The following is a 20,881-nucleotide window of genomic DNA, read 5'->3' as shown; positions in this document are numbered from 1 at the left end:
GGCCCGGTGGCGCCAGCCTCAGCGGCGGCGCAGGCTGGCCAGGGTTTCCACGCGCTTGAGCAGCTCGCGGTCGTTCCAAGGCTTTTTGAAGATGCCGTACAAACCCTGCACCTGATGCACGCGGGCCTGCATTTCATCGTGGCCGGTGATGGCGATGATGGGCAGGTCTTCGGTCTCCAGGCTGCCCTGGACATCGGCGATCAGCTCGAAGCCGTCCTTGTTGGGCATTTCCAGGTCGGTGATCAACACTGCAAAGCGCTGCTCGGCCAGGCGCTGCAAGGCCTCCAGGCCGTCCTTAGCCACGGTCACCTGGTAGCCCACGCCTTCAAACAGACGGGCCAGCTTGGCCCGGGCCACGGCCGAGTCGTCGACCACCAGCAGCGGGATCGGGCCGCTCGCCTGCACCGGGGCCGCAGCCACCGGGGCTTCCGGCGCCAAGGGCGCGGTGGCCGCGCGCTTGACCGGCGCGTAATCCTCCGGCAGCGGCGGCATCACGGTGTTGTGGCCGGCCGGCGGCACCTCATGGTCACCCCGCCGCAGGCTGATGATGAAGACCACGATGGCCAGCGGCACCGCGATCAGCAAGGGTAGGAGATAGGGACCGAGCAGGTCCGGCACTTCAAATGACATGGTGAGCATTCCCCGCCCGTCCCGGGCCTGGCAGGCCTCAGGCGAATGGCAACGGGCCTTGATTCTTTGGAAGCGCTGAATCTACCACCGCAGCGCGCCCGACGGACCGGGAAAAAAGCCGGGGTGGCCACCGGCAGCCGGCAGCCCCATCCCGCTTGCGGCCTCAGTCCTTGCTGCCCACCACGCGGTAGGCGCCGGCGCCCAACAGCGCACCCACGATGGGCGCCACCCAGAACAGCCACAGCTGCTCGATCGCCCAACCACCCACGTACAAGGCCACGCCGGTGCTGCGCGCCGGGTTGACCGAGGTGTTGGTGACCGGAATGCTGATCAGGTGAATCAGGGTCAGGGCCAGGCCGATGGCGATGGGCGCAAAGCCGGCCGGTGCGCGGCCGTCGGTCGCGCCCAGGATGATGATGAGGAAGAAAGCCGTCATGACCACCTCGGTCACCAGGGCCGCCACCATCGAATACTGGCCCGGCGAATGCTCGCCAAAGCCGTTGGAGGCGAAGCCGCCGGCCAGATCAAAGCCGGCCTTGCCGCTGGCAATCAGGTAGAGCACGCCGCCGGCGGCCAGGCCGCCCAGCACCTGGGACACGATATAGGGCAGCAACTGGCCGGCCGGGAAACGGCCGCCGGCCCACAAGCCCACCGAAACCGCGGGGTTGAAGTGTCCGCCCGAGATATGGCCCACGGCATAGGCCATGGTCAGCACGGTCAGGCCGAAGGCCAGGGACACGCCATGCAGGCCGATGCCCACGCCGGGAAAGGCCGCGGCCAGCACGGCACTGCCGCAGCCGCCCAGCACCAGCCAGAAGGTGCCCAGAAACTCCGCGCCATAGGCTTTTGTATTCATGATTGCTTCACTCCATCCGTTGATTTGAAAGGTTCGCAACCATCCGAAGGATGGCCTTTTCGCAAACCATGATGGCGCAGCAAAAATGTCAAAGCAAGCGCGGATACCCCCAGGCATTCGGCCCCCTCCAGGCGCCACAGCCCTGAAATCGGCCCCAGCCGGGTCGTCTCAAGCCGGCGGCCAGTGACGCGCAAACACAGCGCGCACCGCGGGGTCATCCTCGGTGGCGCGCAGGGCCGCAAAGAATTCGGGCCGCTGCACCTGCAGATGCGCGCGGCTGCCCGACCATTTCGACACCACCGCCGCCAGCAAAGCCAGGGCGCTGAGCCGGCCCGCGCCGGCGCAGGCGCTGCCGTACTGGTCGGCAAACAGCTCCCAGAGCCGGTGCAGGCGGGCGCGCGTGCCTTGGCGAATGCGCTCCTGCACGGCCGCGTCGCCGTCGGCGTCGGCACACCAGCGCTGCGGGTAGTCGATCACGCCGATGGCGGCATAACAGTTGGCCGTCAGGTACACCAGGCCGCTGAGCGCCTGCGCCCGCTCACCGGCCTGCACTGGCAGCAGGCCAGAGCCGGGCGCCGCGTCCAGGCCCAGGTGGATGAGGATGGCCGCGCTCTCGCTGATGGCCCGGCCATCGGGCAGGCGCAAGGTGGGAATCTGCTGCAGCGGATTGATCCGGCTCAGGGCCTCCAGGCCCGGGCTGGGCTGCCAGCTGGCGGCCTCCACCAAACGGTGGGGCAGACCGGCCAGCACCAGGGCCGCCTCGATGGCCGCCGAACCCGAACCGCGGCTTCCGTACAACTCGTACATGACGCAAACCTTCTGCTGATCACCCACCCAGGACCACGAGGTCGACCGGCCAGGGCCGCTGCGGCCCGCGCAGCCGCTCAAACTCGGCGCACAGCTGCAGCACGCCCAGGTCGTCAAAACGCCGGCCGATGATCTGCAAGCCGATGGGCAGACCCTGCGCGCTGTAGCCGGCATTGATGCTGGCGGCGGGCTGCTCGCTCATGTTGTAGGCCAGGGTGAAGGCGATGTGCTCGAAGGGCCGCGCGGGGTCGTTGAGCGGGCTGGCCCATTCGGCCGCGAAGGCCGGCTCCGGGCTAACCGGGCTGAGCACATAGTCAAAGGGCTGGCAGGCCGCCACCGCCGCCTCGCGCAGCGCCTGCATCTGGCTGTAGCCCTGGAACAACTCGTCCGCCGCCAGATCGGCCGCGCCCTCGACCCAGGCGCGGATATAGGGCAGCACGCGCGCCTGACGCTCGGGCGGCAGGGCGCGAAAGTCCAGCCAGGAGCGCATGCGCCAGAACTTGTCCAGGCCGTCGATCATGGCCCGGCTGCAAAAAGGCGCCAGCGGCTCGACCCGGGCCCCGGCCTGCTCGAAACGACGCGCCGCCTCCTGCACCACCGCGCTCACCTCGGCGCTGGCCGGTGTGCCCCAACCGGCATCGAGCAGCAGGCCCAGGCGCAGGCCGCGCAGATCGCGCTTCAGGTCCTGCCAATCGATGGACTGCTGCGGCAGGCTGCTCGCGTCGCGCCAGTCAGGGCGGCTCAGATGGGCCATCAGGCGCGCCGCATCGTCCACGCTGCGCGTCATCGGCCCGGCCACACGCCCGGCGTAGGCCGGTTTGATGGGGATGCGACCCAGGCTGGGCTTGAGGCTGAAGATGCCGCACCAGCCCGCTGGCAGGCGCAGCGATCCGCCAATGTCGGTGCCCACGTGCAGCGGGCCATAGCCGGCCGCCGCCGCGGCGGCCGCGCCAGCGCTGGAGCCGCCGGGGTTCTTGCTCAGATCCCAGGGGTTGCGGGTCAGCGGATGGAAGCTGGACAGGCCGGAGCTGAGCATGCCGTAGTCCGGCATGGTGGTCTTGGCCAGCAGCACGGCGCCGGTCTCGCGCAGGCGGGCGGCCGGGGGCGCGTCCTCCTCGGCCGGGCGCAGCTCGCTGGCGGCGCATCCAAGGGGCATGGGCGTGCCGCGGGTGGCGATGTTTTCCTTGAGCGTCAGCGGCACGCCGTCCAGACTCAGGCGTGGGTCCAGGCCCGCCGGGCAGAGCGGCTGGCCGCGCAGCCAGCGCGCCTCACTGGCGCGTGCCTGGGCCAGCGCAGCCTCGGCATCGAGGGCATAGAGCGCATGCAGCCGGGGCTCGCAGCGCTCGATCTGGGCCAGCACCGCCTGCGTCGCCTCAACCGGAGATAGCTGGCCATCGGCAAAGGCCTGCGTCAGCTCGACCGCCGACCACAGATGCAGAAGGGGCTGCGAGGGGGAGATCGGGACGCTGGAAGACATGGGCTCGCTCCGGACATGGGGCCGGCTCGGGCCGACGCTCGCGGCCATTGTGGCCCAGCCCGAGGCCGGCCCGGCGGTGGCAAGCGATGCACCAAGGCGGGGCAGGTTTCGGTACTTGTTGCAGGGCCCAAGCCGTTCCCCCTCATGGGGGTGGCGCGGGCCCAGGCGGCATGACACAGTCCGCCCGGTTTCCGCGTCAGGGCTGCAGTCGGGCCGACACGGACCTCACCCTCCCCACAAAAAGCCAAGATTCGAGGATGCCCATGAAGCCCCTGCCCGCCACCAGCCCCCGTCCCGTCAGCACCCGAAGCGCCCTGGGCCTGCACGGTGGCATCAGCCTGCTGGCCCTGGGCTGCGTGGCCAGCATGTTGGCAGCGTGCGGCGGCAGCCCGGGCGCCGAGATCGTGGAGGTCTACGACTGTGTGCTGACCAATTGCAAGGACTCGGAGCTGCTGTCCACGGACGCCTTGAGCCCGCATGCCGTGATCCGTGGTGAAGGCAACGTGCTGAACATCAGCGCCCAGCTCGGCCAGAGCGCCAATCTGCTGACCCGCGTGCGCCTGACCGGCGCTGACCGTTTTTTCGCGCAAACCAGCAGCCAACGCATCGAGCTGCGCGACAGCGATGGCAAGGGCAGCAGCTACACCGGCTCGCTGACGGTCAGCGGTGAAGAGCCCAGCCTCAGCATCGTGCTGGAACGGCGCGGCGAACAGCATGTCAACAGCGTCACCCTGCCCAAGAGTTTCAGCGTGCTGGCGCCGGTGGGGCCGGTCAATCTGGGCCTCAAGACTGGCAAGCTGATGATCAACCTCGGGCACGCCAGCGGCAGCTCGGTGGACAACCTCAGCAGCCTGCGCTGCACCCGCAAGGACGGCAGCAGCTTCGCTGGCGGCCGCAGCGACAACTACAGCCTGCCCTTTGTGATCGAGAACGTGAATGGCTCGCCCTGGGTGCGGATCAACACCACCGATCTGGACCTGTCGCTGAACCAGCACAGCAGCAGCCTGGACACGAATGCGCCCAATACCTCGCCCGTGCAGACCTGCGAGATCGCGGTCAGCTGGCGCGTCTACCGCATGGGCAGCACGGCCAGCACCCTCTCGCGCCACAGCACGATGCGCGGTGAGCGCGCGGCCAGCCAAAGCATCAGCTACGACGCTCGGCTCTGATCAAGGCCGCGCCAAGGGCAGGAGCAGGCGCTCCTGCAACCAGCCCTGCAAGCAGCCGACCACCACCCCAGCCGGGTCGGCACCCTCCACATCGCGCAGCTGCTCGGCCGCCAGTTCGCACAAATCGCTGAAGCTGCAGCCCGAACGCAAGCCTTGCAGCAAGCGCCCTTCCAGCGGCGCCAAGGTGCGCCAGCGCGTCTCCTGCAGCGGCCGCCAGACCAGGCAGGTGTGCGGGCCAAAACCGGGGGGGGCCAGCGGCTCGGCCTCGGCCCCCGCCTCCGGCGCCGGCAGGTCTTGCGCTTCGCGGCGCAGGCGCCGCCAGGCCGGGCCCACGGCCCAGTTCAGGCTCAGCAGCTGCACGCCCGGTCGCAGGCGCAAGCGCAGCGCGGGCCAGGCCTCGGGCTGCACCGCACGCAAATCCTCGGCCGCCAAGGCCTCGCTCTCGGCCGCGTCAAAGGCCATGCGCAAGGCCCAGTCCATGCGAGCCAGATCGACCAGGGCGGCGTGAGGCAAGACTTGACCCTGCTGCTGCTTCTGCTGCCGCATATCGGCCTCATTCGATCCCTCGCCAGCCACCGGCAAGCTCGCCATGAAATCGGCCAGGCCATCGCCCCACCAGCGCAGGGATGCGTGTCGCGGCGGCTGGGCACGCAGATAGGCCAGCGCCAGGGCCTCGAATTCAGCGTCACCGAGGGCGCGATGCAGCACCTCGTGGTTGTCGCGCAAGGCGCTGATCAAGCGCGCTCGGTAGGCCTGCTGATAAACCGACAAGCCCCGTTCGGCCTCGGGCTCGCGCAAAAGCCCCGCCGTGGGCAGGGCCTGCGGGCTGCACACCAGCGCTTGCAGCTCACGCTGCTGCTGGGCCAGCAGGCTGACGCTCATGCGGCCTCCTGCTGAACCGCCAGGGCTTGGGCGCTGCACTGGCGTGCGTGATCCAGCTCATCAAGCAAAACATCAAGCGGAGGGATCTGATCGTCTCGCTCGATCATGGTCGGCCGCGCTCCAAGATGCACGATAGTCTGGCGGTAAAGCTGCCAGACCTCTTCACAGACCGGCTGGTCATGGGTGTCCACGCGCAGATCGCCATGCTGCTCATGACCGGCCAGATGGATCTGCAACACCTGCGCGGCGGGCAGGCGCGCGATGTAGTCCCAGGCATCAAAGCCATGGTTGCAGGCCGAGACGTAGACATTGTTGACGTCGAGCAGCAGGCCACAACCGCTGCGCCGCATGAGCTCGGCCACAAACTCGCCTTCGCTCATCTCATCACCGGCAAAACGGACATAGCTGGATACGTTTTCCAGCAAGAACGGTCGCTGCAAAGCATCCTGCACCTCGGCCACGCGTGGCAGCAGATGCTGCAGCGCCGCTTCGGTATAGGGCATGGGCAGCAGGTCGTGCAGCTGCTGGTGGTCTACACCGGTCCAGCACAGGTGATCGGACACCCAGCCGGGCTCGATGCGATCGGCCAGGGTCTTGAGTTCTCGCAGGTAGCCACGGTTCAGCGGATCGCTGCTACCGATGGACAGGGACACGCCGTGCATGACCATGGGGTAGTCACGCCGCAGGCGGTCCAGATGGCGCAGCGGCGGGCCGCCGGGCACCATGTAGTTCTCGGAAATGATCTCCAGCCAATCAGGCCGCCGACCGGGCGGCAGGGCTTGGGACAGCGCCGCGTAATGCTCGCTGCGCAGGCCCAGACCGAAGCCTTGGATGCCGTGCAAGGGTGAGCGGTTCGTCATGGCTGGAGAAGGTCGTCAAGTGCGGTGGATGGGCACGCAGGCTTACTTCAGCACCGTGCCACCAGCAGCCTTGCACTCGTCGGCCGTCTTCTTGGAGACCCAGCCCTGGCCCTTGCAGCTGTTGTGGCCCTTGCAGGCGCTCTTGGCGGTCTTGCATTCCGAGCTGCCCTTGCAGCTGTTGATGCCGGAACACTTGACCATGCCGTCCTCGGCCGCCTGGGCGGCGCCGCTGAAGGCGGTGCTGGCAAACAGGGCGGCGGCGGCGGTGGCGATGCTCAGGCCGGTCTTGAGGGTGCTGTGGTTCATAGGAACTCCTGTTGAGGGTCAAGGGAAAACGATGAGGGAAGGCGACAAGCACGATCAATGCATCACGCTGTCCTGGTGTGAGTCGTGGTGGCAGTCGCAGCCTTACAGCGCTTGCTGAACTTTTTTCGACAGCGGTAACCGGCCCGGAAACTGCCGGGCGGTTTGCAGTGCGCGGTAGCCCCAGGATTTGCGCGTGAGGCCCTGCAGCCCGTGCCGCCACCGGGCTCATGGTTCCGGGGTCGGCCCTGGCGGGCCGACTTCCCTGCGCTGCTCGCGCCTCGGGGCTGGCGCATAACTCACTCCGCTCCCTGCGTTCGCTTCGTTCAGACAGAAGCGCCAAGTCAGAACTTGAAGCGCGCGGGTACGCGCGCGCCCCGAGGCTCTGCGCTGCTCGGCCCTTCACAAATCGCCCGGCAGCGGCCCGGGCTGCAGGGCGCTTGCATCGCGGTCGATCTGCCCCTTCGACAGTGGAGCACGCCACCTCCGGAGGTGGCTCGGCCCGCCGACGGGCGATTTGTGCGCGGCCGAGGGCGCAGCGGAGCGGCTCAGGCGCGCGTACCCGCGCGCTTCAAGCTCTGACTCGGCGCCACTGTTTGACCACAGTGAGCGCAGCGAACGGAGGGAGTTTGGCGCCGCTGAGCCGAGGAGTGAGCACCGAGGGCAGTCGGCTCGCAGAGCCGACCCGCGAACCATGAGCCCGGCGGCGGGCCGAGCCACCGCAGCGTGAGCGATCGACGCAAGGAAGGCCCGCAATGTGCCGAAAACCGAATCCGCCTCCCGCCCGCAAGGGTTTGTCTGCGCCCACCGCACCCAGCGGCGGTGGCCGGCGGCCAAGATAATGTGCGGCGCGCATTGAACTCGCTGGCTTGGGCCCGAGCGCAGTGCGCACGTCCCAGCTCCGCTGCCTCTGGATTGCCTGCCTCCCGCATGACCGCCCCTCGTCCGCACGATCTACCCCGCTCCCGCCAGCCCTGGCTGTGGATCCCCTCGCTGTATTTCGCCCAGGGCCTGCCCTATGTGGTGGTGATGACGCTGTCGGTGGTCATGTACAAGAACCTGGGCTTCAGCAACACCGACATTGCGCTCTACACCAGCTGGCTCTACCTGCCCTGGGTGATCAAGCCGCTGTGGTCGCCGCTGGTGGAGCTGCTGGGCACCAAACGGCGCTGGATCGGCGCCATGCAGTTCCTGATCGGCGCGGCCCTGGCCGGTGTGGCGTTGACGATTCCCGGCGAACGGGCGCTACAGATGACGCTGGCCCTGTTCTGGTTGATGGCTTTTGCGTCTGCCTCACACGACATCGCCGCCGATGGCTTTTACATGCTGGCCCTGCCGCAGCGCAGCCAGGCGGCCTTTGTCGGCGTGCGTTCCACGTTTTACCGCCTGGCCAATATCGGCGGCCAGGGCGGCCTGGTCTATCTGGCCGGTGAGCTGCAAGAGCGCACCGGCAGCATGGTCATGGCCTGGTCCTGGGTGTTCGGGGTGATCACCGCCTTGTTCGGCCTGTTGGCCCTGTGGCACAGCCTGTTCAGCCTGCCCCGCCCGGCCAGCGACCGGCCCTCGGGTGTGCAGCCAGCCCAGCTGCTGCCCGAGTTTGTGCGCGTATTTGCGCTGTTTTTCCAGAAGCCCGGCATCGCCGTCATCCTGGGCTTCCTGCTGCTCTACCGCTTCCCCGAGGCCCAGCTGCTCAAGCTGGCCACGCCCTTTCTGTTGGACCCACCCACGGCCGGCGGCCTGGGCCTGAGCACCAAGCAGGTCGGCATCGCCTACGGCACCGTGGGCCTGACGGCCCTGACCCTGGGCGGCCTGGTCGGTGGCTGGGTGATCTCGCGCGTGGGCCTGAAGCGAGCGCTCTGGCCGCTGGTGCTGGCCATGCATGTGCCCAATATCGCCTTCCTGGCCATGGCGCTGTGGCTGCCCGCCAATCTGTGGCTGATCAGCGGTGCCCTGGCCGTGGAACAGTTTGGTTATGGCCTGGGCTTCACCGCCTACCTGATGTACATGATTCTGGTGGCCGAGGGCGAGCACAAGACCGCGCACTACGCCATCTGCACCGGCTTCATGGCCCTGGGCATGATGCTGCCCGGCATGTGGAGCGGCTGGCTGCAGGATCAGCTCGGCTACACCGCCTTCTTTGTCTGGGTGCTGGTCGCCACCCTGCCCTCTTTTGCCATGGCCGCCCTGCTCAAGATACCGGCTGATTTCGGCCGCAAGGCGGAGGCCCCGTGAAGCGCCGCCAGCTTCTGGCCTGCGGGCTGTCTCCCGTGATCGGCACCGGCCTGGGCTTGGCCGGCTGCGCCGAGGCCCCGTTGCGCCTGCCGCCCCTGCCCGGTGAGCTGCGCTTGGAGCCCGCGCCCGAGCTGCTGGCCCAGGCGCCGCTGCCGCTGCGAGAGTTCCGCGCCGTTTGGGTGGCCACGGTGGCCAATATCGACTGGCCCAGCCGCAAGGGCCTGAGCAGCGCCCAGCAGCAGGCGGAAGCCATCGCCCTGCTGGACCTGGCCGTGCAGCTGCAGCTCAATGCCGTCATCCTGCAGGTGCGGCCCAGCGCCGATGCCCTGTTCGATTCGCCCCTGGAGCCCTGGAGCGAGTACCTCAGCGGCAGCCAGGGCCAGGCGCCCGAGCCCTTCTACGACCCGCTGGCCTTCTGGATAGATCAGGCCCACCAGCGCGGCCTGGAGCTGCATGCCTGGCTCAACCCCTTCCGCGCTCGCCAGAGCCAGGCCAGCAGCGCCGCCGCCGCCCAACACCTGAGCCGCAGCCAGCCGCAATGGGTGCGGCGCTATGGCGACCAGCTCTGGATCGACCCCGGCGAGCCCGCCGCCGCCGACCACACCCTGGCCGTGGTCGAGGACCTGCTGCGCCGCTACGAGATCGACGGCCTTCACCTGGACGATTACTTCTACCCCTACCCGGTCAATGACACGGCCGGGCGCGAGCTGGATTTCCCGGACGAACCCAGCTGGACCCGCTACCGCGAGGCCGGCGGCACGCTGAACCGGGCCGACTGGCGGCGCCAGAACGTGGACCAGCTGGTGCAGCGCCTGCAGCAGGCGGTGCGTCGGGTTCGCCCCGAGGCGCGCTTCGGCATCAGCCCTTTCGGCATCGGCAAGCCGGCGCTGCGCCCTGAGGGCATCGCCGGTTTCAGCCAGTACGACAAGCTGTATGCCGATGTGGAACGCTGGCTGGCCGAGGGCTGGGTGGACTATCTGGTGCCCCAGCTCTACTGGCCGATCGCACAAAAGGCCCAGGCCTTCGGCCCCTTGCTGGACTACTGGCATGGCCAGAACCCGCTGGGCCGCCACATCTGGCCGGGCCTGTTCAGCAGCAAGGTGACCGACAAGGCCGACAGCTGGCCGGTGGACGAGTTGCTACAGCAGATCGCCCTGCTGCGCGAGCGCCGGCCCGGCAGCGGCCACGCCCACTTCAGCATGGTGGCCCTGGCGCAGAACCGGCGCGGCCTGGCCGATGCGCTGCGCCAGCAGGCCTACAGCCAGCCCGCCCTGGTGCCGGCCACGCCCTGGCTGGCCGGGGCCGCAGCGCCCGACGTTCCCGCCCTGGATTGGCGCTGCCATCGCGAAGTCCAGAACAACGGTGAGGCACAGCTGATCTTGCGCCTGCGGCCCGGCACCAGGCATGCCGGCAGCTGGCGCTACTGGGTGCAGATCCGCCATGCCCGCGAGGGCTGGCGCAGCCGCCTGATGGGCAGCCAGGCCGATGGCAGCGCCGAGCTGCGCCTGCCGGCCGCGGGCGTCGAGGGCCTGGTGCTGCGCGCGGTGGGAGGTCTCGGGCAGCTGGGGCCGGCTCAAGCCTTGCGTGTGCCGGCCGACTGAGCGTCCATCTCCTCGGCCTCCGTCAGGCTGGCAAACTGGCTCAGCGGCAGCGGCAAGGTCTCGGCCTCGGCGTGGTTGGGTGCCACGCGCGGCAGCAGCAGCTCAAAGCAGCTGCCTGCGCCGGCCTCGCTGTGCAGATGGATCTCGCCACACAGCACATTGCTGACCAGGTTGTGGCTGATATTCAGGCCCAGGCCGCTGCCGCCACGGCCCATGCGGGTGGTGAAGAAGGGGTCGAAGACGCGCGGCTGGATCTCGGCCGCGATGCCGCAACCATCGTCACGGATGCGCAAGCGCACATGCCCGGCATCGGGGCAGTCGACCAGGATCTCCAGCCGCCCCTGCTCGCGCCCCTCGAAGCCATGGATGGCCGCGTTCTGGATCAGATTGCTCAGCACCTGGCCCAGCGCGCCGGGATAACTGTCCATCTCCAGGCCTGCCGGAACATCGACCTGGATGTCCAACGGCAGGCGCTTGAGCGTGGGTTGCAGCGTCATCAGGATGTCGCGCACCAGCTGGTCGAGCGCAAACACGCGGCGCTGGGCACTGCTGCCATCGACCGCCACCTGCTTGAAGTTCTGCAGCAGCTCGCTGGCCCGCTCCAGATTGCCTTGCAGGATCTGGCTGCCGCTGCCCAGGCGCTGCAAGAACTTGCTCAGCTGCGAACGGCGCAAGCCCTGCTCGACATCGCGGGCCATCTGCTCGGCATCGGCGGCCAGGGTGCTGGCGGCCAGGCGGGCATTGCCGATGGGCGTGCCCAGCTCGTGGGCCACGCCGGCGACCATGCGGCCCAGGCTGGCCAGGCGCTCGGCGCGCAGCAGGCTGCTCTGGGTCTTGCCCAGGTCGTCCAGCGCCAGCACCAGCTCGGCATTGCTGGCGTGCAGCTCAGCGGTGCGCTCCTGCACCCGGTTTTCCAGCTGATCACGCGCCTCCTGCAAGGCCTGGGCGTCGCGCTTGAGGCGAGCCTCGCGCTGCGCCAGCTCCGCGCCCATCTGCGCAAAGCTGCGGCCGAGATCACCGAGCTCGTCCTCGCGCAGCTCCGCCTCGCCGTGCGCGATCTCAAACCGACCCTCGCTGACCCCCTGCACGGCGCTGCGCAGCTCGGCAATCGGCCGGCTGATCTGGCGCCGCACGATCCAGCCCAGCAAGCTCATCAGCACCAGCAAGGCCACGGCCCCGACCAGCAGGATGTTCTCGCTGCTGCGCGCCACGCCGGCGTCGAGATGGGCGCGGGGATAGACGCTGACGAACAGCCAGTCGGGCCCGGCAATGCGGGCCACACCCAGCAGGTGGCGGCCATCGGCGCTGAGGCTGACGGCAGCCTGGCCTTCGGCCGGCGGCGCCAGGGTGGCGATTTCATCGAGCAGGGGATCGCGGATCTGGTCGAGTTTGAGCTTGCCCTGAGCCGCCTCGATGCGCTCGGCAAAACCGGGGTGGGCAATCAGGTGGCCATCGCGGCTGAGGATCAGGCTGTAGGTGCCGGGCAGGCTGTCGCTGACGGTGCGTTTGAGCAGACTGGCGACCGACACATCCTGCGAGACGCAAGCGATCCAGCGCCCCTCGAAATCAATCGGCAGCACGGTCGACACCATGTAGATGCGCGCCTTGTCGTCGTAGTAGACCGGGGTCCAGCGATTGCTGCGGCTGGGGTTGCGTTCAGGCGAAGCGCCAGCCACCGGCGGGTAGTCGAAGTTGTTGGTCTCCGGCGTGGCCTCGGCGCCCCAGTTGACCGAGGGCGAGAACATGATCAGGCCCTGGCCCGGCAGGTCGAAGTAGGCCGAGTAGTAGCGCGCCGTCAGCGGCGGGCCCCATTCGCGCAGCAGATCGAAGGCCACCTGGGTTTGCCACATCAGGCTGTCGTTGAGCTCGGCCTGCGCGCGCAGGTAGACGCTGGGCAGACGGCGGTGGTCATCAAGCTCGGGGCGCAGGCGCAGCAGCTGGTCGGGCGAACGGGCAAACCAGCGCCGGAAGTCACCCTGCCAGCCCGGCGGCCGGGCAGCCGCCAGGCGGCGCAGGTACTCGGCGCGCAGCAGCTCGACATTGCGTTCGGCGAGGGCAAAGTCTTCGCCACTGGCGCGCGCCCGCTCCATCACGGTGCTGCGCAACTCCTCCATGGCCTGGGCCTCGACATCGCGCTGGCTGACATGCTGAACCAGCCAGGTCAGGCCCAGCATGCTCACGATCAGGGCCAGGCTGAGCCGCCACAGCAAGCCACGGGCCAGGGTCGCATCGACATGCGCCCACGCTTTCGCCCGCTGCCACCCGCCCGTCCATCGCCCCATCCGCCATCACCTGCTTCAAGTGGAGGAGGCTGGATCATGCCGCAAGCGCGGCGCCACGGCTGTGGCGATTTCCCCCCGTTTTCAGCCCAGCCAGTGCAGCCAATGGCCGTGGGCATGGGACCAGGCCAAAACCCAAGCGCTGAGCTGGCCATCGGGCGCCAAGGCTTGAACAGTCCAGAGTGAGGCACTCTCGGCCGACTCGCCCTCGGGCGCGGGCGGCAGAGCCAGACCGGGCGGGCGCAGCGAGGCGGTTTCGGCGCTGAGCCAGAGCAGGCTGTGCCGGCGCATCAAGCCCTCGACCTCAGCCCGGTGGGCGGCCAGGCTGGGTGTATCGAAATAGGCCAGCACCCAGCTGTTGAACAGCACCGGCTGCACGCCGGCCGGCAGCCCCTGCAGCCAAACGGCCAGGGTCTGCAGCCCCTGCTCGACCCGCTGCACCGGGTGGCGGTTGGCTCGCGCCTGGGCCAGGGCCTGGTCCAGACGGCGTGCGCGGACGCGGTCGTGCGGCCAGAGGCAGGCGCGCAGCCAGCGCACCGCATCCTCGTCCTGCACATCGACCGGCGCCAGATCGACGCCCAAGCGGGCCCGCAAGCGCCAAGGCGTGCGCGGCGGCTCGGCAGCGCCGCGCCACTGGCAGGCCACGGTGGGCCGCTCCGGCGCCGCCGGGGCGCCGAGCTGGAAACGGCCGTAGTCATAGCGGTAGGCATCAACGCCCAGATTGAGGCCGGCGCTGCAGCCGAAATCGAACAGGGCCAGGTCTTGCCGGCCGGTCTGGGCGGCGATGGCGCTGAGCGCCGGCCAGAGCACGGCGCAGCGCCCGATCTCGTTGGTCTGGGTGCTGCGCAGGCGCAGATGCTCGAGCAGGCGCGGCCGCTCGGCACGCACAAAGCGGTGCAGGCTGTCCGCCAGCGCCGCATCGGGCGCGCGTTCGCCGCCCACGCTGGGGTAGTAAGCCGCCAAGTCATGCGGCACGCCGGCCAGCACCCGCTCGTGCAGAGCTGCCAGCAGCAGATTGGGCCGGGCCTGCGGGGCATGCCGCACATGGGCCATCAAGGCCAGCAGCTCGGGCGAATCGGCCACGATCTGGCACAGGGCCACGTAGAGCGGGTCGTTCGGGCATTCCTGCACCGCGAACTGGCGGTACTGCCGGGCCCAGCGCTGCAGATCGGTGGAAGGGGTCAGGTCGTCATCATCCATGCGCCCAGCTTACGAGGCCGACGCCCGGCACAATGTCGGGCACCCGACAATCGCGAAAGCACGCGTCTTTTGCCTTCACCATGGACCGCACGCCCCCAGCCACCAGCGCCAACGCCGCCCTGCGCGCCCTGATGTGCGCCAATTTCCCCGAGCTGGACGGCGCGCAAATGCCGGCCGAGGCCGTGCTGCAAGGCAGCGTCAGCCTGCGCCGTCTGGCCCGCGGCCGCACCTTGTTCGCTCAAGGGCAGCCGGCCTTGGCCTTCTACGGCCTGGTGACGGGTGAGATCGAGGCGCGCTTCACCGGCCTGGACGGCACGGTCTCGGTGCTGGAGCATGTGCAGGCGCCGCGCTTGTTCGGACTGGCCGCCTTTGCAGCCGGCCAGGCGGCCAGCTATGAAACCCTGGCCACGCAAAGCAGCCAGGTGCTGGTGATCGGCTCGGCGGCTTACACCTTGCTGATGGACCGCTGGCCCGGCTTTGCCCGCGCCCTGATGGCCGAATTTGCGCGCCGCTACGACGGCACGCTGCGCCTGCTCGAGGCCTCGCGCCACCGCAGCGCGCCCGAGCGCTTTGCCCTGGCCCTGGCCCAGTTGCGCCGCGACCGCGCCGCCGGCCCGCCCGATGCCCAGGGCTGGCAGACCTTGCGCGCCACCCAGGCCGAGCTGGCCGCCGTGGCCAACCTCTCGCGTCAGACCGTCAACCAGCTGCTGCAACAGGCGCAGGCCGAAGGCCGGCTGCACTGCAGCTATGGCCAGCTGCATCTGCGCGTCATGATCTAGCCGCGACAGCAGGCCGGCAGCCAGGTCGGCGGCGCCGTACCGGCAAACAGACCCAGCCGCGCCGGCGCCTGGCCCGGCCGGTGCACAAAGCTGCCGAAAAGCTGGTCCCACAAAGGGATGGCCGTGCCGTAGTTGTGGGCCTCGGCCTCGACCACGCTGTGGTGCCAGCGGTGCAGCTCGGCGCTGCCGATCAGCCAGTTCAGCGGCCCCAGGCTGCCGCGCAGATTGGCATGCACGGCCAGGCCCTGAACCTGCAGAAACAGCGCCGCCCACAGCATCACCTCGGCGCTGAAGCCCAGCAGCAGCCAAGGCAGCAGACGCGCCGCCTGGTTCCAGGCGGCATTGAGCGGATGGGCCAGCACGGCATTGGCGGCGTTGAGCTTGGTCGGCTGGTGGTGCAAGGCATGAAAGCGCCACAGCCAGGGGCTTTGATGTGCCCAGCGATGCAGGGCAAAGGGGCCCAACTCCCCCAGAGCTATGGCCAGCGGCAGGGCCAGGCCGGGGTGGAGATCCAGGGCCAGCCCATGCCCTCCCAGGCCTGAGCGCAAAGCCAGGCTGCTCAGCAGCAGGCCGGTGAGGCTGTCCACCAGGGCATTGAGGCCAAGAAAGCCGCCATCACGCGCCAGCTCCGGGCCGCGGGCCTGCCAGTCCTTGCGCAGGGGCCAGAGCCGCTCGGCCAGCATCAAAAAAGCCAAGGAGGCCAGACCCAGCAGGGCCAGCACCTGTTCGGGCGGCCAGTCGCGCAAGGCCCAGGCCGCCGGCGGCAGGGCGGCCAGCAAGAGCAGATGCGGCCAGTTCATGGTGTGCAAGCGGCGCGGCACGCTGGTGCCTGTTTCCAGATCGGTGTTCATGGGAGTGCATGCTGGGGCCGCCCGGCGCCACATGCATTAACCTCGGTTCATGCCACGCCCCGAGATCGCCGAAAGCCCCGCCCCCTGCCCGATTTGCGGCGAGGCCTTGCTGGCCCAGCTGCAGCAATCGCCCGCGCGCCTGGCTCGCTGGGCGGCGCTGCCGCGGCTGCCGCTGAAGCGGGGTCAGGTCTTGCTGCGTGCCGGCGACACGCCGAAGGCACTCTGGTGGGTGGAGCAGGGCCTGCTGCGCGCCAGCCTGCTGGACGCCAGCGGCCGCGAGCGCAATCTGGCGTTCTACCCGGAGCAGCAATGGCTGGGGCTGCCGGGCGCGCCACAAGCCAGCGCAGTCACCCTGGAGGCGCTGGAGCCCAGCCGGGTCTGCGTCCTGCCCTATGCCGAGCTGCAGCGCTGGCAGGCCGAGGAGCCGACCCTGGCCGAGCTGCTCTGGCAGGGTTTGAACGCCCAGCTGCAAGGCCAGCTGCGGCGGGAACAGCAATGGCTGATGCTGGACGCGAGCCAGCGCTATCTGCGCTTTCTGGCCGAGCAACCCGCACTGGCCCGGCGCCTCAAGCAGCGCCAGCTGGCCAGCCATCTGGGCATCACCGATGTGGCCCTGTCACGCATCCGACGGCGCCTGCGCGAGCAGGCCGAGGGTCTCAAGCCTTGAGCGCAGCCTCGATGTCGGCGCTGATCTTCTCGGGTGCGTCATTGGGCGCATAGCGCTTGATGACCTGGCCATCGCGGCCGACCAGGAACTTGGTGAAGTTCCATTTGATGCCCTCGGTGCCCAGCAGGCCGGGCTTCTCGGACTTGAGCCACTGCCACAGGGGGTGGGCTTCGGCGCCATTGACCTTGACCTTGGCCATCATGGGAAAGCTGACGCCGTAGTTCAGCTGGCAGAAGGAGGCGATCTCGCTGTTCTCGCCCGGATCCTGGCCGCCGAATTCATTGCTCGGGAAGCCCACCACCACCAGGCCCTGGTCGCGGTAGCGCTGCCACAAGGCTTCCAGGCCGCCGAACTGGGGCGTGAAGCCGCAGGCGCTGGCGGTGTTGACGATCAGCAGCACCTTGCCGCGCTGGCTGGCCAGGTCGGCGGGTTTGCCGTCGATGGAGAGGGCCTGAAAGTCGTAGACGCTGGCGGCCATGGCGAGGTTCCTTGTGATTCTTGGAAGGCGGAAATTCGCCTCAAGCCTGCATGGTAGCCGGGCTGGCCGGCGCTTGCTGAGCCGGCTTTTGCGAGCGCTCCAGGGCCGAGAGCAGGGCAGCCGCCAGGATGCAGGCGCCACCCACCGCGGTCTTGAAATCCAGCTGCCCGCCGCCCAGCCACAGCGCCGACAAGGCCGCCACCGGCACCTCGATCAGCATGACGATGGCGGTGACATTGGCCGGCAGACGCCCGGCGCCGTACTGCAGCGAGAGGTTGGACAGACAGAACAGCACGGCCATGCCCGCCAGCGGCAACAACCAACCGACATGCGGCAAAGCCGGCCAGGCCACCAGGCCCGCGCCCGCCATGGCCGCGGCCGCGCCGCCGGCCACAAACACCCCGCCGCTGAACATGGCCAGGGCCCGGGCATGGGCGCCGCGGGCCGCCTCGCGGCGCAGCATCACATTGTTGAGGGCAAAGCAGAAGCCACCGAACAGGCCCAGGCCGTCGGCCAGGCTGCGCGGCCAGGGTAGGCCGCCGCCCTCGGGCGCCAGCACAAAGGCCGCGCCACCCAGGGCCAGGGCCATGCGCAGGCCGGCCAACAGGGTCAGGCGCTCACCCAGGATCAGGCGCGCCAGCAGCACCGCCCAGAGCGGCATCAAATAGAAGAGCAGCACCACGCGCAGCACATCACCCAGGGCCACGCCCCAGTTGAAGGCGGTGTTGGTCAGGCCGGCCGCCAGCATCACCAGCCAGAGCGAGGGCGTGCCCAGGAACTCACGCCAGGCCTGGCGCTGGCTGAAGGACACGGCCAGCAAGGACAGCAGGTAGAGGCAGACCGTGGTCCACAAGGGGTGCAGGCCGGCTGCCTGGAACTGGCGGAAGGGCCACCAGGACAGGCCCCAGACCAGGGCGTTGAACATCAGGGCAAGAACGGGCATGGCAAGGAGAGCGGGCCGCGGTCAGGGCGGCCGAGAGGGGTCGGAATGAGGGAGAGGGAGGCGGCCGCGGGCGCAGCTTTCATGACAAGCCGGCGACGCAGCGCGGCAGGAGGGCCAGGCGAACACAGGCTCGGTTGGGCGGCCGCAACAGGCCGGGAAAAAAGGGCTGGAAAGCGCCGAAAACAACTGGCAAGAAGACCGCTCGCCAGCCAACAATGCCCAGGGTTTATAGCATGGCGAAACAAGGCCGCCTGGCTTTCAATCGCAAGCAATCCGCAGGGGGTGTTTCACGCGTTGGAAGCCACCGTCTGCCCGTCCGCAAGCTCGAGTTTTCTTGTTGTCGTTGTTCGCTACAAAGGGAGAGTCTTCCTTGGATCATCTGGCCTGCTTCAAGCCGGGGGACCTGTCGTCCACCTCGGCGCCCGACCTGACAAGCTACCGCTGGCGCCTGCTGGCCCAGGGCGACTCCTGGTTCTCCACCTCAGCCGCCAAGCTGAACGCCCATGCCAATCTGCTCCAGGAAATGGTGTTCAAGGACCCGGCCTGTGCCGTCAACTGCGCCGGCTCGGGCGAGGCGCTCAGCCATATGGTGGACCTGGAATCGGCCGCCGATTTCGTCAGCCTGCTCAGCGACGATGGCGCGCCGGTCTGGGACGGCGTGCTGCTTTCGGTCGGCGGCAATGACCTGATTGCCGCCGCCCAGACCCCTGCCCATGCGGCCGACGGCAGCGATGTGCCTCTGCACCTGCGCCTGATCCGCCACCAGACCGAGTGGGGGGCCCCATCCGCCGGGGTGGCGCGTTATTTTTCAGAGCCCGGCTGGCAGACCTACAGCGACTACCTGCGCACCAATGTCCGCCACCTGCTGACCCTGCGCGACCAGGGCCCTTCGGCCGGCAAGCCGGTCTTCATGCACTGCTATGCCGTGCCCATGCCACGCCCGGCCGGCGCCGACGACAGCGGCCTGGGCGCTTCCGGCCCCTGGCTCTACCCGGCCCTCAAGGCCTATGCCCTGCCCAGCGCCGACTGGGCCGCGGTCAGCCGACTGATGGTCTTCCACCTGGCCCAGCTGCTCAAGAGTATGGCCGCGGACAAGGAGCAGTTCCCGGGCCTGCATGTGTTTGACTCGACCACCGTGCCCCTGGCCCCGGCAACACCCGGCACCAGCGGCAGCAGCGGCGACTGGCACAACGAGATCCACCTCAACCACAGCGGCTGCTTCAAGATTGCCCGTGCCTGGTCGGAGCACATCGAGGCCGTGCTCAGCGGCGTCAAGACCGTCGAACCCGTGCGCAAGCGGCCCTGAGCAAACTCGCCCGCCAGGGCGCCGCACAAAAAAATCCCGCCGGGGCGTACAGCCTGCGGCGGGATTGTTCTTTTCAGCCTTCCGGCGACTCAGTGGCACTCGTCACAGCGCGCCAGCACCAGCAGGCGCTCCACCTCTTCGCGGTGCTCCACGCAGTTGCGCTCATGCCAGCGCTTCACCAGCCACATGGTCACGGCCACGATCAGGCCGAGGATGGAAATGGCGATATAGGCCGACAAGCCGATGCGGGTCATGCCGGTGTAGAGCGCGCCCAGGCCCAGGATGCAGGCCTGTTCGTTGAAGTTCTGCACCGCGATGGAGCGGCCGGCGCCCATCAGGTTGTGGCCGCGGTGCTGCAGCAGCGCATTCATGGGCACGACCAGGTAGCCGCCGATCATGCCCAGCACGATCAGGAAGGGAATCGCCGCCCACAGATGCGTGATGCCGTTCAGCACGATGATGAGCACGCCCATCAAAATGCCCAGCGGAATGACCTTGGTCGCACGGTCCAGGCGCATGTAGATGGAGGCCACCACAGCACCCACCGCCGTGCCCACCGCCACCACGCCGCCCAGATTGGAAGCCTGCGTGGTGCTGTAACCCAGGGCCAGCGCCGCCCACGAAAACACAATGATGCGCAGATTGGCCGACACGCCCCAGAACAAGGTCGTGGTGGCCAAGGAGATCTGGCCCAGTTTGTCCTGCCAAAGGCGGGAGTTGCAGGAGGCGAAATCACGCACCAGTTCCACCGGGCTGTGCGCCAACGGCTGCAGCGGGGCCTGGGTGCGGGGGATGCTCAGATTGAAGAAGGCCGCGATCAGGTACAGGATCACCAGGCTGCTGATGGCCGCCTCGGGCGCGGTGTCAATGCCGGTGTTGATAAATGGCAGATCCAGGCTCAGCAAGATCGGCGAGAGATGCGGCCCCACCAGCTGTCCGCCGAGCAAAATGCCCAGGATGATGGATGCGATGGTCAGGCCCTCGATCCAGCCATTGGCCTTGACCAGCTGCGAAGGCGGCAGAAGCTCGGTCAGGATGCCGTACTTGGCCGGCGAGTAGGCCGCAGCACCCAGGCCCACCACGGCATAGGCCAGCAGCGGGTGGGCGCCGAACAACATCATCAAGCAGCCAAAGATCTTGATCAGGTTCGAATAGAACATGACCTTGCCCTTGGGCACTGCATCGGCAAACGCGCCCACAAACGGCGCCAGCACCACATAGAACAGCGCAAACATCGGGCCCAGAGCCGGAATCTGCCAGGCCGGCGCAGCCGTGCTCTTCAACAACTCGATGGCGCCGACCAGCAAGGCCTGGTCCGCCAGCGAGCTGAAGAACTGCGCCGACATGATGGAAAAGAAGCCTTTTTTCATGAACCCAATCGGTACTGCGGGGAAATGTCGAGCAATGAGCGAGACGACGGATGCGCGCCGACGGTCAAGCTGGGACGGTTGATTCCGGGTTTTCCCCAGGCTGCAGCCACGCCCGTGGCCGCGCCCGGTTTATAGCACGCAGCACTTTCACCGAACTTTTGCCATCCCGCGAAGCACAGGCGCGGGTGCCA

At 68.5% G+C, this 20,881-nt stretch carries 19 protein-coding genes; 6 read left to right on the top strand and 13 right to left on the bottom strand.

Features of this window, described 5'->3' with window-relative positions; translation table 11 throughout:
• Positions 1-18: 18 nt before the first annotated feature.
• From C1O66_RS17930 to C1O66_RS17915, 4 genes are all read right to left on the bottom strand, one after another.
• Positions 19-630 carry a response regulator gene (locus tag C1O66_RS17930; protein ID WP_165794669.1) on the bottom strand — a complete coding sequence of 204 codons (612 nt, stop codon included), beginning with the start codon at positions 628-630 and terminating at the stop codon, positions 19-21.
• A gap of 163 nt (positions 631-793) precedes the next feature.
• A complete protein-coding gene (gene aqpZ / locus C1O66_RS17925) occupies positions 794-1,486 on the bottom strand; it encodes an aquaporin Z (RefSeq protein WP_102769138.1) in 693 nt (230 codons plus the stop codon).
• 168 nt (positions 1,487-1,654) lie between these two features.
• Positions 1,655-2,293 (bottom strand): glutathione S-transferase, encoded by a 639-nt coding sequence (locus tag C1O66_RS17920; RefSeq protein ID WP_102769137.1) that lies wholly within the window; start codon positions 2,291-2,293, stop codon positions 1,655-1,657.
• 19 nt (positions 2,294-2,312) lie between these two features.
• Positions 2,313-3,770 (bottom strand): amidase, encoded by a 1,458-nt coding sequence (locus C1O66_RS17915; protein ID WP_102769136.1) that lies wholly within the window; start codon positions 3,768-3,770, stop codon positions 2,313-2,315.
• A 263-nt stretch (positions 3,771-4,033) separates the two neighbouring features.
• On the opposite strand from C1O66_RS17915, the gene C1O66_RS17910 reads away from it, so the two are divergent.
• Entirely contained in the window at positions 4,034-4,939 is a 906-nt protein-coding gene (locus C1O66_RS17910) for a hypothetical protein (RefSeq protein ID WP_133155281.1), read from the top strand.
• Here C1O66_RS17910 and C1O66_RS17905 read toward each other — a convergent pair whose 3' ends face one another.
• From C1O66_RS17905 to bufA2, 3 genes are read right to left on the bottom strand one after another with little or no spacing between them, the layout of a single operon-like run.
• A complete protein-coding gene (locus C1O66_RS17905; protein ID WP_102769134.1) occupies positions 4,940-5,821 on the bottom strand; it encodes an HvfC/BufC N-terminal domain-containing protein in 882 nt (293 codons plus the stop codon).
• Positions 5,818-6,681: an MNIO family bufferin maturase gene (bufB, locus tag C1O66_RS17900; protein ID WP_102769133.1), complete on the bottom strand. Its 864-nt coding sequence runs from the start codon at positions 6,679-6,681 to the stop codon at positions 5,818-5,820. Before bufB ends, C1O66_RS17905 begins: the two co-directional genes overlap by 4 nt.
• Before the next feature lie 42 nt (positions 6,682-6,723).
• Entirely contained in the window at positions 6,724-6,987 is a 264-nt protein-coding gene (gene bufA2, locus C1O66_RS17895; RefSeq protein ID WP_102769132.1) for a BufA2 family periplasmic bufferin-type metallophore, read from the bottom strand.
• 927 nt (positions 6,988-7,914) lie between these two features.
• On the opposite strand from bufA2, the gene C1O66_RS17890 reads away from it, so the two are divergent.
• Together C1O66_RS17890 and C1O66_RS17885 are read left to right on the top strand one after the other, a co-directional pair.
• Complete coding sequence (locus C1O66_RS17890) at positions 7,915-9,216, top strand: MFS transporter (RefSeq protein ID WP_102769131.1); 1,302 nt, start codon at positions 7,915-7,917, stop codon at positions 9,214-9,216.
• Complete coding sequence (locus C1O66_RS17885) at positions 9,213-10,817, top strand: glycoside hydrolase family 10 protein (protein ID WP_243392842.1); 1,605 nt, start codon at positions 9,213-9,215, stop codon at positions 10,815-10,817. Before C1O66_RS17890 ends, C1O66_RS17885 begins: the two co-directional genes overlap by 4 nt.
• Here the strand turns inward: C1O66_RS17885 and C1O66_RS17880 are convergent.
• Complete coding sequence (locus tag C1O66_RS17880; protein WP_102769130.1) at positions 10,790-13,099, bottom strand: ATP-binding protein; 2,310 nt, start codon at positions 13,097-13,099, stop codon at positions 10,790-10,792. The two genes, C1O66_RS17885 and C1O66_RS17880, sit on opposite strands and share 28 nt — an antisense overlap.
• An 81-nt stretch (positions 13,100-13,180) precedes the next feature.
• Positions 13,181-14,296 carry a DUF2332 domain-containing protein gene (locus tag C1O66_RS17875; protein WP_102769129.1) on the bottom strand — a complete coding sequence of 372 codons (1,116 nt, stop codon included), beginning with the start codon at positions 14,294-14,296 and terminating at the stop codon, positions 13,181-13,183.
• Positions 14,297-14,376: 80 nt separating this feature from the next.
• Between C1O66_RS17875 and C1O66_RS17870 the strand changes: the two genes are divergently transcribed.
• Entirely contained in the window at positions 14,377-15,075 is a 699-nt protein-coding gene (locus tag C1O66_RS17870; RefSeq protein WP_165794668.1) for a Crp/Fnr family transcriptional regulator, read from the top strand.
• Here the strand turns inward: C1O66_RS17870 and C1O66_RS17865 are convergent.
• The gene (locus tag C1O66_RS17865; RefSeq protein WP_165794667.1) at positions 15,072-15,926 is read right to left on the bottom strand and encodes a sterol desaturase family protein; all 855 of its coding nucleotides are present in this window, start codon (positions 15,924-15,926) and stop codon (positions 15,072-15,074) included. The genes C1O66_RS17870 and C1O66_RS17865 overlap by 4 nt on opposite strands.
• Before the next feature lie 49 nt (positions 15,927-15,975).
• On the opposite strand from C1O66_RS17865, the gene C1O66_RS17860 reads away from it, so the two are divergent.
• Positions 15,976-16,593, top strand: coding sequence for a Crp/Fnr family transcriptional regulator (locus tag C1O66_RS17860; RefSeq protein WP_102769126.1), 618 nt, complete (start codon positions 15,976-15,978; stop codon positions 16,591-16,593).
• On the opposite strand, the gene C1O66_RS17855 is transcribed toward C1O66_RS17860, so the two are convergent.
• Together C1O66_RS17855 and C1O66_RS17850 are read right to left on the bottom strand one after the other, a co-directional pair.
• Entirely contained in the window at positions 16,583-17,071 is a 489-nt protein-coding gene (locus C1O66_RS17855) for a glutathione peroxidase (protein WP_102769125.1), read from the bottom strand. The genes C1O66_RS17860 and C1O66_RS17855 overlap by 11 nt on opposite strands.
• A 40-nt stretch (positions 17,072-17,111) precedes the next feature.
• Entirely contained in the window at positions 17,112-18,014 is a 903-nt protein-coding gene (locus C1O66_RS17850) for a DMT family transporter (RefSeq protein ID WP_102769124.1), read from the bottom strand.
• 370 nt (positions 18,015-18,384) lie between these two features.
• Here C1O66_RS17850 and C1O66_RS17845 point away from each other — a divergent pair, with 370 nt between their 5' ends.
• Positions 18,385-19,320 carry a hypothetical protein gene (locus C1O66_RS17845; RefSeq protein WP_102769123.1) on the top strand — a complete coding sequence of 312 codons (936 nt, stop codon included), beginning with the start codon at positions 18,385-18,387 and terminating at the stop codon, positions 19,318-19,320.
• 89 nt (positions 19,321-19,409) lie between these two features.
• On the opposite strand, the gene lplT is transcribed toward C1O66_RS17845, so the two are convergent.
• Complete coding sequence (gene lplT, locus C1O66_RS17840) at positions 19,410-20,690, bottom strand: lysophospholipid transporter LplT (RefSeq protein ID WP_102769122.1); 1,281 nt, start codon at positions 20,688-20,690, stop codon at positions 19,410-19,412.
• Positions 20,691-20,881: the final 191 nt, after the last annotated feature.

Origin of the sequence: Paucibacter aquatile (assembly GCF_002885975.1) — a bacterium.
GTDB classification, from domain to species: domain Bacteria; phylum Pseudomonadota; class Gammaproteobacteria; order Burkholderiales; family Burkholderiaceae_C; genus Paucibacter_A; species Paucibacter_A aquatilis.
Note: the sequence above shows the minus strand (reverse complement) of the source record. Positions and strands in the feature narration are given on the sequence as shown.